The following is a 14,084-nucleotide window of genomic DNA, read 5'->3' as shown; positions in this document are numbered from 1 at the left end:
TCCTTAGATGACGAAAAATGCGATCGCCACAACAGAGAGAAACATACCTAAAAACGTTCTTTTTGCAAGCTCGACTGGGCTAACCATAGCAATACCTGCACAAACGATAGCTGCACCAGCTATCGGAGAAGCTGAACGTCCAAGTGAGCCTGCGATTGCCGCAGCCATACCAAGCTTATCTTGCTCAAAGCCAAGAGCAGCAGCATTTGTTGTGACAGCTTCGTTAAATGCAAATGTAGCAGCGTCGCCTGAGCCTGTAACTATACCCATGATAAATGGCACAAATGTTCCGCCAAATTTAACGTAGCTTTGATCGGTTTTTAGCCACGCTATGACCACATCAACAGCTCCGCACGCCTTTAAGCCAGCGACGAAGACGCCAGCTGCGATGATGATACCGATAACATCAGCGTAAGCGTGACCCATGCCGTTAAAGAACTCTTTTGTGATCTTTTGTGGGTTTGTAAGGGTAGCAAAGATAGCTATGATAGCACCAAGTATCATCGCCTCAGCAACGCCCATCTTTGTCCATGCCAAAAAGCTGTAGTCTTTTGCTAGGCTAGTTCCGCCGATAACCAATATGACAAGTGGGACAAGTGGCATAAGAGCGTAGATCAAATTTACTTTAAACGCTGACTTCTCTTCGCTTGAGGCACCATTTTCAAGAGTGAAATTTGTACCTTTTTGATAGTCTTTAAATAATATTGCGACGATAGTTAGCATGACAACTACGATAGCAAGAGCTGTAAATGCGCTAGGAATTTGCACTTTTATGATGTCTTGAACTGTATAGTTTGCAACTGTCTTTTTAACAAGGTCAGCCACATATATATTGTGCGCAGAGCCTGGGCTTAGGACTGAGCCAAATGTACCTGCAAAAACAGCCGCACCAGCCATCGCAGGGCGAACGCCTGATGCCATTAGAAGTGGTATAAGCGTCGCGCCAACAGCAGCCGAGCAGCCAGCAGCTGAAGGGATGGCGATATTTATAAAGTAAGTTAGCACGGTTGTTACAGGGATCAAGATAAATCCCACGTTTCTAAGTGGCTTTGTAAGAAGCGCAACAAGGTGCTTATCGCACATTGTATATTTCATAACAAACGCAAAACCCATACTGGCACAAATAGCCTTTATAAGCCCTGCTTTAGTCATATAGTCAGTAAAAGCACTTAGTGCCCCCATCGGTTTTAGTGCGATTAAACAAAGCACCAAACCAACACCTATTAGCACCGTTCTTGTCTCTTTTTTTAAGACTAGAAGTGCTACAACTGCAACGATGCCAAGAATGGCAGCAATTAGCTTGAATGATTCCATACCTCTCTCCTTGTTTAGATTTTAAATTTAGTTCCAACTTCTATTTTTTCTATCTCTTTTTGATACTCAAATTTTAAAATTTCGCTGTGTCCTATGACCTGGGCTTCGTTGTCCGCTATAAGCAAAGCCGTGCCCTCAGGCAAAGCGTAGATAGTATCTTTTGGATTTGCTATCAAAAACTCCTCTAGCCTCTCCTCCCTGCTCTCGCCGTTATGGCCTGCTAGCTTGCCACTTATGAAGTGCGGGTTGATCTGATATGGGAAGATATTTAGGCTGTCAAAGGACTTTGGCATGATGATAGGCATATCATTTGTCGTCATCATCGTCTTGCCAGCGATGTTTGCACCTGCTGACCAGCCAAAGTATTTTGCGCCGTTTGCCACTGCCTCTTTTATAGGCTCAATTAAATTTAGCTTATAAAGCGTGTAAAGCAGCATAAAGGTATTGCCGCCGCCAACTGCGATACTGCTGGCATTTTTGATAGCTGAAATTTTATCCTCGTAGTGGTGGATCGATTTTATATTTTTATTTTTTAGGCGGTCGATCACCTTTTGCTCATATTCGTCATTTGTTCGTCTAACTCCAGCATAAGGGATAAATAAAATTTCCTCCTTGCCACTCTCACCCAAGAAGTCCTTAACCCAGTTTTTGCAGTGTCTCAAGTAGCCAGTATCTTGGTAGCTTGAAGCGCTGATTAGTAAAGCATTTTTCATTTTTTCACTCCATTTAGTTTGTAAGCAGCCCTTAGATAGATATCAACCCCAGCGACCAAGCACTCCTCGTCAAAGTCAAATTTGCTGTTGTGATGGCCTGCTTTTAAATTTGTACCGATCATCATATATCCGCTCTTTGCGCCCCTATCTTGCAAAGCTCTCATAAAGTGAGCGAAGTCCTCGCAAGCGCCAAAGTCAAGCTCTTTAACGATCTTATCGTCATCTATAAATGGGCTTTGCTTTGCTGCTTCATAGAAAATTTCAGTCACCTCTTTGTCGCTATTTGCCCCGCTTGTGCCCCCAGTCATCACGACTTTGCTATCGACGCCGTAAATTTCACTCACACCTTTTACGATATCCATGCATTTTTTATACATAAACTCATTTAAATTTGTATCCTCGCCCCTTGTTTCGCAGGCTAGATAGCCGTTTGGTGCTATGACGTTTCTGCCCTCGCCTGCTCTTAAAACGCCTACATTTATCCTAGTCACGCCCTTTGCGTGTCTTGTGATACCATGCATGTTTAGAGCCATTTGAGCAGCGGCTAAAAGGGCGTTTGCTCCCTCTTCTGGCGCTCCTGCTGCGTGGGCAGAACGACCAGTAATATGCACGTCAAATTTAGAAGTTGCAAGCAGTTTGTTTGTGCCACAAACTATGCCCCCATTTGTTTCTGCTTGAAAGCCGATGTGTCCGCCAAGTAGGTACTCAACCCCATCAAGCACCCCAGCAGCCTCCATAGCCACAGCACCTCTTGTGCCCTCTTCTGCTGTTTGAAATATAAATTTAAATTTACCGTTAAACTCGTCTAAATTTTTAGCGATCAGCTTTGCAAGCGCTAGACCCATCGCCATGTGTCCATCGTGCCCACAAGCGTGCGTGATACCAGCGATGTCTGAGCCAAAGCCCTCTTTACAAGGTCTATGAGCAGCCTCTGCACTCTCTGTCACATCAACGCTATCGATGTCAAATCTAAAAGCGCTAAATTTACCAGGTCTTTTTGTGTCGATGAAGGCTGTTAGCCCAGTTAGGCCATCTTTCATGCATTCAAGGTATTTTGCCTCGTCAGGATTTAAAAGACTTTTTGCTCGCTCGATAGCCTTTTGGCACTGCTCTTTGCTGCCAACGCCAAGCCTTGCATCGCTTTTTACGACCTCTTCGCCAAGCTTCACCTCATAGCCTAGCTCGCTAAGTCTTTTTGCCAAAACCGCAGTCGTAAAAAAGGTAAACCAGCCAGTTTCTGGGTGCGAGTGAAAGTATCTGCGATCTTTGATCATATCCTCTTTTAAAGATAGTGCTAATTTTGCTATTTTATCCATGACTACTCCTCGTTTGAAAGTCTTATTAGTGCGTTTGTTAAAATTTTTGTTGCTGCTACGGCGTCTTTGAAATTTATCGCCTCTTTGGTGTTGTGACTGATGCCATCTACGCAAGGGATAAAGAGCATGCCAACGCTGCTTGCAAGCTTTATTAAATTCATCGCGTCATGCCCAGCCCCACTTGGCAAAGTAAGTGTTTTTATGCCAAGCTTTTTGGCTTCATCTTCAAGTAAATTTATGGCGTGTTCACTTAGTTTTACTGGCTCGTCGCTACTTAGCTCTCTTATCTCGTAGCTAAATTTAAGCTCACGGCTTAGCTCATCTACAAAATTTCTAAGCTCTAAATTTAGCTCTTCAAGGCTTTTTTTATCGATATCTCGCAGATCAACGCCAAGCCTCGCCTCGCCTGGCACGACGTTTAAAACGCCTGGTTTTGCATGAACGTAGCCAACGGTCGCGACGGCTGTTTTTTTGCTTTTAGCAAATTTATTTGCAGCGATTATGATGTGTGAAGCGGCAAGCAGGGCGTCACTACGCATATTCATCGGAGTTGCGCCGCTGTGATCAGCTTTGCCCTGTATTGTGATCTCAAATCTAATAGGAGCTGCGATCCCACTTACCACGCCAACGCTTATGCCGCTTCGCTCAAGCACTGGGCCTTGCTCGATGTGAAGCTCTAAGTATGCGTGTAGGGAGTTTTCTTTTAAGATGGCTTCATCTAAATTTTGTGGGTGAAGTCCAGCAACGCTCATAGCTTCAAAAAGCGAGATGCCATCTTCATCTTTTAGCTCATGAAGCCTTTGCTGGCTTAGTTTGCCGCTTATTATCTTACTGCCGATAGTGGCTGTCTTAAAGCGGCTCGACTCCTCACAGCTAAAATTTATGAGCCAAAGTGGGCGCTTTAGCTTGATGCCAGCCTCTTTTATAGAGCTTAGCGCCTCAAGACCAGCCATGACGCCAAGTGTGCCGTCATAAAAGCCACCATTTGGCACGCTATCTATGTGAGAACCCACACAAACTGGCTTCGCGTCCGCCTCGCAGCCATCATCATAGATAGCGTAGATATTGCCGACATTGTCAATTTTAAGTTTAAAGCCATTTTTTTCTATCAAATTTATAAGAAATTCTCTTGCTTCAAGGTCCTCTTTGCTAAAGGCTAGCCTTGTTAGCCCACCACCTTTTAGCGCTCCAAACTCGCTTATAGCGTTAAAATTTCTCTCAAATCTTTTAGCGTCTATCATCATAAATCCTTAAAATATAAAGCCAATCTTAAAAAGATTTATTACTTTAAGCATTTTACATTTTGTTTTATGATTTGAAGCTGAAAAAGTGTGAGTTTTTAAATTTTATAAAGCTGAGTCTTGATATCTTTGATGATAAATAGCAGTTTTTCTAAAATTTCTATCTTATTTGGGTTGTCAGAGCCTTTTAAAATTTGCTGTTCATTCTCATAAAAGGCGATTTGCATATTTAAAATAGCCTTTTGCAAAGTGGTTGCATCGGTGATCTCATGGATATTTTCGTCCATTAAAATTTCTCTAACCATCTGCTCATCGCTCACGTCGTATCTATAAAGGATGGCGTTTAGATACTCAGGATGCTTTATAAAGTATCTAGCTCCAAGCTTTGAGAGTATCTCATCTCTGTAGTTTGGGTTATTTAGCATAGTTTTAAAAAGTGCAAACTCAAGCGGGTCTTTGTTCATCACAGCTGGCACCTCATCCACCATGACAGAGTTGCTAAATTCATCTTTATCTTTTTTTCTAAATTCTCTTTTAAATTTAGCTTCATTTTTTGGCTTCTGCTTTAGTCCAAACCTATCTGCCACGCTTTGTGGAGTGAGGTTAAATCTTGCCGCAACCTCTGTCACATACGAGCTTGCTATCTCCTCTCCAAGCTCGTCCATATAGGCTTTTATCTCACTAAGGCAGTTATCTCTTTGCACTGAGCGGGTTATGTCATACTTTTGCATGATCTTTTCTATATAAAATTTCACCGCGTCCTCGCCAGAGCCAAAGAGCTCATTAAGCTCCTTTATCTTGCCTGCAAAGACCATATCAGCAGGATCTGCGCCGTTACTTATGATGACTACTTTTGTATCTATCTTATTTATGCTTAGCAGGTGAGCGGATTTTATGGCCGCATTTATGCCAGCGCCATCTCCGTCAAAGCAAAGCACTACGCTTATCTCGCCCCTTTTTAAAAGCGGTAAGTGGCTTGTAGTAAGTGCTGTGCCAAGAACCGCAACAGCATTTGTAAAGCCAGCGTAGTGAAGCATGATGACATCTAAATAGCCCTCTGTTATTATTATCTGATTTTTCTCAAATATGCTTTGTCTAGCTAGGTGGTAGCCATAGAGCAGCTTTGACTTGTCAAATGCCGCACTTTGAGGCGAATTTACATATTTTGCAGGGTGATCTGAGATCGTCCTACCACCAAAGCCAACAAGTCTTGTCGTGTGCGAGTAGATAGGAAAGGTTATGCGCTCGATGAAACTAGCGTAAATTCCCTTTTCATTTTGCTTTACGATGCCAACTTCAAGCGCCTCTTTAGGCTCTATGTTTTCATTTTGCAAAAGCCTAATGGTGCTTTTACTATCCCCAGCCCAGCCAAGCTCAAATTTCTCGATCATAGCGTCATTTATGCCGCGCGACTTGATATATCTAATGGCCGCTTCGTTTTTGTAAAACTCACTCCTATAAAAGGCATTTACCTTTTCTAAAATGTGCTTATTTTCTTTTTGCGTTGGCACCTTGTCGTTTGTGTATTCAAGGCTGAAATTTGAAATTTGAGCGATCTTTTCTATCGCCTCTGGGTAGGTTAGCTTTTCATAATCCATCACAAATTTAACCGCATCTCCGCCAGCTTTGCAGGCAAAGCAGTGATACATCTGCTTGTTTTGATTTATGCTCATGCTTGGGTTTTTGTCGTCGTGAAACGGACAGACGCACTTGTAGCTTGAGCCCATCTTTTTGACAGGGATATACTGCTCGATGATATTAACAATGTCTATTTGGTTTTTTAACTTTTCAATGGATTTTGGATCTATCATAAGCAAAATTATACAACTGCTTTGTTATAATTAAAGTAAAATTTTATTACAAAGTATAAGCGTGGATATTTTTTTCATTGGGCACAGAGATCCGATATTTAGCCTTATTATTCTATTTAGTATCATCTTGATGATCGCAGCTTTAAGCTATGCTTGGGGCATATTTTCAAGCAAAGATGAGAAAAAACGCATCGAGAAATTTATAAAGAAATTTGACAGCAAAGATGGCATAAGCGACGAGCACAAGCAGATGCTAAAAAGCCCAGAAGTAGATATACCAAGCCTTAGCATGCTAGGTCAGACCTTTGCTAAAAATGGCGACTTTGAAAAATCGATCGGCGTCTATCTCATCGCACTTGAAAAGGTAAAAGATAAAAACGAGAAAGAATTTATCCTAAACGAGCTTGGGGAGGTCTATTTCAAGGCTGGATTTTTAAAAAAAGCTAGTGAAATCTTTGAAAAAGCGCTTGAGCTAAGCCCTAGAAATGTCCTCGCACTGCGCTTTTTAACGATGATAGATGAGAAGCTTAAAAACTACAAAGAAGCCCTTTATGCGCTAAATTCGCTTGAAGAGCTAGGGACAAATGTAAAAGATCAAAAGGCCTATATAAAGGCGATTAGTACGCTTGATGATAGAAATTTAAACTTTAGCGAAAAGGTGGAAATTCTCTCTCATCTTAGCCAAAATTTTGAGCTTTTAAAGCGCATGATCTTAGCACTTTTCATAAGACACAATGAAAATCTAGAAAATTTAAAAGATTTTGCCAAATTTGAAGATGTGCTAGACCTGCTTTACAACTTAAAAACGCCTATAAATTTAAGCGATCCAAAATACAAATCCCTCTTTTACGCAAAGGGCGACATAGATGAGCCATGTGAAATTTACGGCTTTGAGCTAAATGCCATCAAGCGACTAAAAGATGCTAAATTTGACGCGGCTGGGCTAAGCTTTAACTACGTTTGCAAAAACTGCAAAAACTCATTTCCTATGCACTTTTACCGCTGTCCGGTCTGTCACGAGCTAGGAAGTGTGAAAATTTTATCCCACATCACAGAAAAACCAAGTGAAGATAGTAACACTTTTTAGCGACGGCTCGTGCCTTGGAAACCCTGGAGCTGGTGGCTGGGCTTATATATTGAAATTTAACGAAGCGCAGAAAAAAGAAAGTGGCGGCGAGGCACATACTACAAATAACCAAATGGAGCTAAAAGCTGCGATAATGGGGCTAAAAGCGCTAAAAGAGCCCTGCGAGGTAAGGCTTTTTACCGATAGCTCATACGTGGTAAATAGCATAAATGAGTGGCTTGCAAACTGGCAAAAGAGAAATTTTAAAAATGTAAAAAATGTCGAGCTTTGGCAGGAGTATTTAGAGATTTCAAAGCCGCATAAAGTCGTGGCTAGCTGGGTTAAAGGGCACGCTGGACACCCTGAAAATGAGGAGTGCGACCAGATGGCAAGAGACGAGGCATTAAAGATAAAAGATGAGAATAAGATATGAAAAATTTAGAAGAATTTGAACGTAATCTTGGCTATAAATTTAAACAAAGTGAGCTTTTAGAAGAGGCGCTAACTCACAAGAGCACCAAGCAGGCGTTAAATAACGAGAGGCTCGAGTTTTTGGGCGATGCGGTGATGGATCTACTCGTGGCTGAGTATCTTTTTAAGAAATTTAGCAAGATCGCAGAGGGCGACATGAGCAAACTAAGAGCCGCGCTTGTCAATGAAAAAAGCTTTGCAAATATGTCTAGACGGCTAAATATGGGCGAGTTTTTAAGGCTTAGCCAAGCCGAAGAAAACAACGGCGGCCGCGAGAAAGATAGCATTTTAAGTGACGCATTTGAAGCAGTGATGGGCGCTATCTACCTTGAGGCTGGACTTGATAAAGTTAGGGAAATTTCGATCACGCTGCTTGAGCTTTGCTATCCGCAGATCGACTTTGCACACCTTGAAAAGGACTACAAAACCGCCCTTCAAGAGGTCACTCAAGCGACCCTTGGCGTCATACCAACATACGAGCTCATAGGCTCTTTTGGACCTGATCATAAGAAAGAATTTGAGATAGCCTTGCTACTAAATGGCAAAGAAATTTCACGTGCCGTTGGAAGCTCGAAAAAACAAGCCCAGCAGCTCGCAGCAAAAATCGCACTAGAAAAAATCAAAAAATAGGATAAATTTTGAATACATTTGGCAAAAAACTAACCTTAACTAGCTTTGGCGAAAGCCATGGGGTGGCGATCGGTGGCGTGATAGACGGCCTACCTGCTGGGCTAAAGATCGATGTGGAGTTCATACAAAGCGAGCTTGACAAACGTCGTCCTGGGCAAAGTAGCTTCACAACGGCAAGAGATGAGGCTGATAAGATAGAAATTTTTAGCGGCGTCTTTGATGGCATAAGCACTGGCGCGCCGATAGGTTTTGCCATTTTTAACAACAACCAAAAGTCAAACGACTATGAAAATTTACGTGAGATTTTCCGCCCTGGGCATGCTGATTTTACATATTTTAAAAAATATGGCATTAGAGACCACAGAGGTGGCGGGCGCGCGAGTGCGAGAGAGACAGCTGTAAGGGTCGCTGGCGGGGCATTTGCGCAGCTACTTTTAAATGAATTTAAGATAGAAGTTTTAAGTGGCGTGCTTGGCATTGGCAAGGCCATTAGCGACAAGATTGATTTTGATTTTGCCCAAAATTCGCAAATTTACGCTCTTGGCAACGAAGAGGCGATGAAAGAGGCGGTAAATAAAGCTAGAAGCGAGCACGATAGCGTAGGAGCCGTGGTTTTAAGTGTGGCTAGAGGCGTGCCAGCTGGTCTTGGAGAGCCACTTTACGATAGGCTTGATAGCGCTTTGGCGGCAGCTTTGATGGGCATAAACGGAGTAAAAGCCGTAGAGATCGGCGCTGGCGTAAATGTAAGCTCTATGCTTGGCTCAGCAAACAACGACGAGATGGACGAGCTTGGCTTTTTAAGCAACAACGCTGGTGGCATACTTGGTGGCATAAGTAGCGGGGCTGAGATCGTGCTAAAGAGCCATTTTAAGCCAACGCCTTCGATATTTAAAGAGCAAAAGACGCTAAATTTAGCTGGCGAGGCGGTGGATTTTGAGCTAAGAGGCAGGCATGATCCTTGCATAGGCATACGTGGCAGCGTCGTCGCAACCGCGATGATAAGGCTGGTTCTTGCTGATATGCTACTGCTAAATGCAAGCACAAAGCTTGAAAATTTAAAGAAAATTTACGGCTAAATTTGACTTTGCCACCAAACTAGGGCCAAATTTATAAATTTACAGCGACAAACTTGATCTCGCCTTTATATTTTTCTAAATTTGCCAAGACCCTGTGTCTGCAGTTGCTTTAAGTGGTGCTAGATGTGCCTTGTCACGAGTTAGGACATTGACGCAGCCGTGCTTGCAAAGGCTCTTTTGCTTAGCACTTCAGGACCATGCCATGCGCCCTCACAGATAGCGATGACGTGCTCTGGGATGATGAGCTACAAGCGCGCCGACTAAAATTTCGCCCCTGTCGTTAAATACTCTCACCATGTCGCCAGTTGCGATGCCTTTTTCTTGGCGTCATTTACGTTTATGAGCATCGGCTCTTTTTCGCTCAGCTTGGCGTAGTTTCTGATCACAGAGCTATTTAGCTGTGAGTGGAGGCGGTATCTTTGGTACGTGGTCTTTGCACTTAAATTTAGCCTTTTTTCTAAAAGATTTTTATTAAAATTTTAAGCCATTTCAAACAAAATTTACAAACTAACTTTTACCAAATTTCATCTATAATCCTCTCATGAAAAATGAAAATCCAAAGAGCAAAATTTACGCCGTTATCGACCTAAAGTCCTTTTACGCCTCGGTTGAGTGCGTCGAGCGCGGGCTTGATCCATTTAAGGCCGACCTAGTCGTGGCTGATGCTAGTCGTGGCAGTGGCGGCATCTGCTTAGCTGTTAGTCCTGCGCTTCGTGCAAAAGGAGTGAAAAACCGCTGCAGGCTCTTTGAGATACCAAGAGATATCAAATTTATCATCGCGCCGCCTAGGATGCAGTTTTACATCGACTACGCCGCAAAGATCTATGAAATTTATCTAAAATATGTCGCCAAAGAGGACATCTACGTCTATTCGATCGATGAGTGCTTCATAGACCTCACTTCTTACTTGAAATTTTACGCTCTTGGCGCAAAAGAGATGGCGAAGATGATGATGGATGAGATACTAAAAACGACTGGAGTGACGGCTACTTGTGGCATGGGGACAAATTTATACCTCGCAAAGATCGCGCTTGATATACTAGCAAAGCACCAAGATGACGGCATCGCCTATCTTAACGAAGAGCTTTATAAAAAGCAGCTCTGGACGCATCAGCCGCTAAGTGACTTTTGGCGTATCGGTAAGCAAACTAGGCTAAAGCTCGAAAAATGCGGCATCTTTTGCATGAAAGATATCGCAAATGCGCCAAAAAGTCTGCTTGAAAAAATTTTTGGCGTCGATGCCTACATCACGATAGATCACGCTAACGGCATAGAACCAACGACGATAGCTGATATAAAGACCTATAAACCAAGCACGAAGTCCTACTTTAGCTCAGAAATTTTGCCAAGAGACTACGAGCGCTGCGAGGCGGTGATCGTGCTAAAAGAGATGGCTGACAGGCTCGCGCTTAGGCTCATAAACAAAGATGTGAGGGCGAGTGGGCTAACGATAAATGTGAGATTTGCCGATAAGCTTGAGCCACAACAACGTGCAAGCGTGAGATTTAAAACTCCCACAAATATCTCAAGCGTGCTGATGAGTGCGGCTGAGGAGCTACTTTTAAACAAGATAAAAAATGTCGGGCTAATCAGGCAAATAGGCATATCTGCAAACGATGTGGTGAAAGAAAATTTGGTTGAGTTTAGCCTATTTGAAGATGACGCTAAAGAAAAGGCGGTGCTAAAGTCGCTAAATTTGATAAAAGAGAAATTTGGTAAAAACTCGATCCTGCGCGCGATCGACCTGCTGCCAGAGGCGACTGGGCAAGATAGAAACAAAAAGATCGGAGGGCACAAGAGCGGTGAGTAAAGATAGGGCGAAAATTTTTAGCTCGTTTAATCCTCTTTCAACATTAGAGCGAGCCTTGCGTCAAAAAGAGCGAGAAAAATGCGAAAAACTAGAGCTTGACGAGAGCAAGGTCGATGAAATTTTAAAAAAGATAAGCGAGATAAAGATAGCTGATGAGGTGCGTGTGAGTTACCACGACGGCTTTACTTACGTAAAAACTAGCGGCCTAGTCTCAGATGTAAATTTCAAAGATAAAATCCTCATGGTCGTAAAAACTAAGATCAAATTTGAGGATATAAATGAGGTGGAGATAGTAAGGAAACGCGTGACTAGAAACGAAATATTAGATAGATCGTTTTTTTAGCTGCATCGTTTTAAAGACTTCTAGAAAGTGGGGTTTTTCTTTTTTGCAAAAGCATCGGTTGTGGATAGAAATTTATACAAAAAGCTGATTAAATTTATAAACTTTGTTTTTAGCTTTATTTCGTTTAGATGTCTAACTCACACAACAAAAACTTGCGGTAACGTCAAAACGCTTGCCTGCTTCTTGCTTGATACGCAAAGACTTGCCCATGTCTTTGCTAGCTTGCGCTCTAATACTATTTAAATTTAATAGGTCAAATTTAAAAATTAGCGCTAGAAATTTAAAAATTTAATCCTTCCAAAGCCACCATTTTAGCTTGGCCTTGTCTGGGTGCGGCGTATTTGCGTAATAACAAACCATGCGATAAACATAGAGGATACACCTATCACTGCCGCGTCCAAGTACCTTTGTGCGTTCAAACATCTCCTCAGGGTCCGCACCCTTTAGCGAAGCGATATCCTTGTAGCCAAGTGCTAGTAGATCGGCCTGCGTCGCCTCACCGACATAGGGGATTTTCTTAAAATCGCTCAAATTTACCTCAATTTTTTTAAGCACCGCCAAACTCGCCGCAATGATTTTAAATTTAATTCCCACGCGCTACAAAGCTTGCTAAATTTCATCTTGCTACTATACTAAGTCGTTATCCAAGCTTCTTGCGAGGTAGTTTAATTAAAATTTCTCGCGAAAAGCCATGCTTAAAATGATTTTAGACCAAATTTTATGCAAGTTAGGGTGCTAAATTTGCTCCAAAATGCGTTCGCAAATTTCTCTTGGATTTGCGTTTTCATAAATCGGTCTGCCAACGACGATAAAGTCGCTGCCCTCTTGCTTTGCGCTAACTAAATTTGCAACCCTCTTTTGATCGCCCGCACTCTCGCCAAAAGGCCTAACTCCAGGGCAAAGCGTGATGAAATTTTGATTTGTCACGTCTTTTATGAGCTTGCTTTCAAAGACCGAGCAGACCATGCCGTCAAGCCCCGCTTCAAAGCTCATCTGGCTAAATTTCCTAACCGAGCGAGATAGAGTATCGTTATAAACCGCTTCAAATTCGCTCTCGCTAAAGCTAGTAAGTGCTGATACAGCAAGCACCAAAGGACGATTTTGCAGCGAACTAAGACGCTCCATCACGGTCTTCATCGCTCGCTCGCCAGCACTTGCGTGCAAATTTATCATATCCACGCCTATCTTTGAGACAACTTCAGCGGCGTCTGCCATCGTGTTTGGGATGTCATAGAGCTTTAGATCAAGAAAGATTTTAAACTCCCCTGCCCCTTTTAGCTCCTCTATAAATTTAGCTCCGTCTCTAAGGTAGCTTCTAAGCCCCACTTTTAGCCAAAGATCAAGCCCTTTTAGCTCACGCACGAGGGCTAAATTTTCATCCTTGCTCGCCATATCAAGAGCGACGCAGAGCCTCATAGATCGCCCTTTATCTTATCTAGCACGCCGTTTATAAATTTTGGTGCCTGATCACTTCCAAGCTCCTTTGCAAGCTCGATCGCCTCGTTTATTATGACAGCTTTATCAGTTTGGCTAAATTTCATCTCATAAAGCCCAAGTCTAAGGATAGCAAGCTCTGTTGCGCCAACCTTGCTAAAGTCACCATCTTTTAGGTGTGGCTTTAAAATTTCATCTAGTTTTTCTTTGTTTGCTAGCACCTCTTTAAATGTTTGCAAAGCTTCGTTTTTGCGCTCATTTCTTATCTTTTTCTCTTCTAAAAATTCCTCTTCAAACTCCGCAGTTACGGGATTTATCTCATTTGAGTAAAGTAGTGAAACGATCGCTTGTCTCACTTGATGACGTGTGGCCATTTTACTCTCCTAGCTTTTTGTATAAATTTAGCATCTCTATAACGCCCGTCATCGCTTCAAAGCCCTTGTTTCCAGCCTTACTGCCAGCTCGCTCGATCGCTTGCTCGATGTTATCTACTGTTAGCACGCCAAATGTGACTGGTTTTGCGTATTTTAGCGTCACGTTTGCGATGCCTTTGGTGGTCTCAGCGCTTACGTAGTCAAAGTGTGGGGTCGCGCCTCTTATCACCGCTCCCACGCAGCAAACCGCGTCAAATTTACCGCTTGCAAGCACCTTTTCAAGCGCCATAGGTATCTCAAATGCGCCAGGGACTAGCACTAAAGTTAAATTTTTCTCATCGCCGCCGTGGCGTAAAAATGCGTCTTTTGCGCCCTCTACTAAGCGGTCTGTGATGATGTGGTTAAACCTTGCGTTGATGATCGCTATCTTTTCGTTGCCTTTTAGGGCTAAATTTCCTTCGATTATTTTCATATTTGCTCCTTAA

The 14,084-nt window shown here is 42.7% G+C and carries 16 protein-coding genes; 6 read left to right on the top strand and 10 right to left on the bottom strand.

Annotated elements, in window-relative coordinates:
* Window positions 1-3: 3 nt before the first annotated feature.
* From dcuC to dnaG, 5 genes are all read right to left on the bottom strand, one after another.
* Window positions 4-1,314 (bottom strand): C4-dicarboxylate transporter DcuC, encoded by a 1,311-nt coding sequence (gene dcuC, locus MTT09_RS02120; RefSeq protein ID WP_429802290.1) that lies wholly within the window; start codon window positions 1,312-1,314, stop codon window positions 4-6.
* 14 nt (window positions 1,315-1,328) lie between these two features.
* Complete coding sequence (pepE, locus tag MTT09_RS02115; protein ID WP_429802288.1) at window positions 1,329-2,027, bottom strand: dipeptidase PepE; 699 nt, start codon at window positions 2,025-2,027, stop codon at window positions 1,329-1,331.
* Entirely contained in the window at window positions 2,024-3,343 is a 1,320-nt protein-coding gene (locus tag MTT09_RS02110; RefSeq protein WP_429802286.1) for an amidohydrolase, read from the bottom strand. The genes pepE and MTT09_RS02110 overlap by 4 nt, the downstream gene beginning before the upstream one ends.
* Window positions 3,344-3,345: 2 nt before the next feature.
* A complete protein-coding gene (locus MTT09_RS02105) occupies window positions 3,346-4,584 on the bottom strand; it encodes a M20 family metallo-hydrolase (protein ID WP_429802284.1) in 1,239 nt (412 codons plus the stop codon).
* A 98-nt stretch (window positions 4,585-4,682) separates the two neighbouring features.
* Window positions 4,683-6,395 (bottom strand): DNA primase, encoded by a 1,713-nt coding sequence (gene dnaG, locus MTT09_RS02100; RefSeq protein ID WP_429802282.1) that lies wholly within the window; start codon window positions 6,393-6,395, stop codon window positions 4,683-4,685.
* Between the two features lie 130 nt (window positions 6,396-6,525).
* Between dnaG and MTT09_RS02095 the strand changes: the two genes are divergently transcribed.
* Genes MTT09_RS02095 through aroC form a run of 4 tightly spaced genes read left to right on the top strand, consistent with a single transcriptional unit; the run spans window position 6,526 to window position 9,638 of the window.
* A complete protein-coding gene (locus MTT09_RS02095; protein WP_429802280.1) occupies window positions 6,526-7,482 on the top strand; it encodes a tetratricopeptide repeat protein in 957 nt (318 codons plus the stop codon).
* Complete coding sequence (rnhA, locus tag MTT09_RS02090) at window positions 7,460-7,894, top strand: ribonuclease HI (RefSeq protein WP_429802278.1); 435 nt, start codon at window positions 7,460-7,462, stop codon at window positions 7,892-7,894. The genes MTT09_RS02095 and rnhA overlap by 23 nt, the downstream gene beginning before the upstream one ends.
* The gene (gene rnc, locus MTT09_RS02085) at window positions 7,891-8,562 is read left to right on the top strand and encodes a ribonuclease III (RefSeq protein WP_429802276.1); all 672 of its coding nucleotides are present in this window, start codon (window positions 7,891-7,893) and stop codon (window positions 8,560-8,562) included. The genes rnhA and rnc overlap by 4 nt, the downstream gene beginning before the upstream one ends.
* 8 nt (window positions 8,563-8,570) lie before the next feature.
* Window positions 8,571-9,638 (top strand): chorismate synthase, encoded by a 1,068-nt coding sequence (gene aroC / locus MTT09_RS02080; protein WP_429802274.1) that lies wholly within the window; start codon window positions 8,571-8,573, stop codon window positions 9,636-9,638.
* 210 nt (window positions 9,639-9,848) lie between these two features.
* On the opposite strand, the gene MTT09_RS02075 is transcribed toward aroC, so the two are convergent.
* Complete coding sequence (locus tag MTT09_RS02075; RefSeq protein WP_429803695.1) at window positions 9,849-9,935, bottom strand: hypothetical protein; 87 nt, start codon at window positions 9,933-9,935, stop codon at window positions 9,849-9,851.
* Between the two features lie 244 nt (window positions 9,936-10,179).
* On the opposite strand from MTT09_RS02075, the gene MTT09_RS02070 reads away from it, so the two are divergent.
* Both MTT09_RS02070 and MTT09_RS02065 read left to right on the top strand, forming a co-directional pair.
* Complete coding sequence (locus MTT09_RS02070; RefSeq protein ID WP_429802272.1) at window positions 10,180-11,448, top strand: DNA repair protein; 1,269 nt, start codon at window positions 10,180-10,182, stop codon at window positions 11,446-11,448.
* Complete coding sequence (locus tag MTT09_RS02065; RefSeq protein WP_429802270.1) at window positions 11,441-11,791, top strand: YolD-like family protein; 351 nt, start codon at window positions 11,441-11,443, stop codon at window positions 11,789-11,791. The genes MTT09_RS02070 and MTT09_RS02065 overlap by 8 nt, the downstream gene beginning before the upstream one ends.
* Window positions 11,792-12,079: 288 nt before the next feature.
* Here the strand turns inward: MTT09_RS02065 and MTT09_RS02060 are convergent, their stop codons facing one another.
* From MTT09_RS02060 to ribH, 4 genes are all read right to left on the bottom strand, one after another.
* The gene (locus tag MTT09_RS02060) at window positions 12,080-12,322 is read right to left on the bottom strand and encodes a helix-hairpin-helix domain-containing protein (RefSeq protein WP_429803694.1); all 243 of its coding nucleotides are present in this window, start codon (window positions 12,320-12,322) and stop codon (window positions 12,080-12,082) included.
* A 204-nt stretch (window positions 12,323-12,526) separates the two neighbouring features.
* Window positions 12,527-13,207 carry an orotidine-5'-phosphate decarboxylase gene (gene pyrF / locus MTT09_RS02055; protein ID WP_103579072.1) on the bottom strand — a complete coding sequence of 227 codons (681 nt, stop codon included), beginning with the start codon at window positions 13,205-13,207 and terminating at the stop codon, window positions 12,527-12,529.
* Window positions 13,204-13,599, bottom strand: a complete 396-nt coding sequence (nusB, locus tag MTT09_RS02050; protein WP_021085959.1) for a transcription antitermination factor NusB — start codon at window positions 13,597-13,599, stop codon at window positions 13,204-13,206. The genes pyrF and nusB overlap by 4 nt, the downstream gene beginning before the upstream one ends.
* A 1-nt stretch (window position 13,600) precedes the next feature.
* Window positions 13,601-14,071, bottom strand: a complete 471-nt coding sequence (gene ribH / locus MTT09_RS02045) for a 6,7-dimethyl-8-ribityllumazine synthase (RefSeq protein WP_021084559.1) — start codon at window positions 14,069-14,071, stop codon at window positions 13,601-13,603.
* Window positions 14,072-14,084: the final 13 nt, after the last annotated feature.

The sequence above is a fragment of the Campylobacter concisus genome, from assembly GCF_050447505.1.
GTDB classification, from domain to species: Bacteria; Campylobacterota; Campylobacteria; order Campylobacterales; family Campylobacteraceae; genus Campylobacter_A; species Campylobacter_A concisus_BP.
This window is presented reverse-complemented; position numbering and strand designations above follow the sequence as displayed.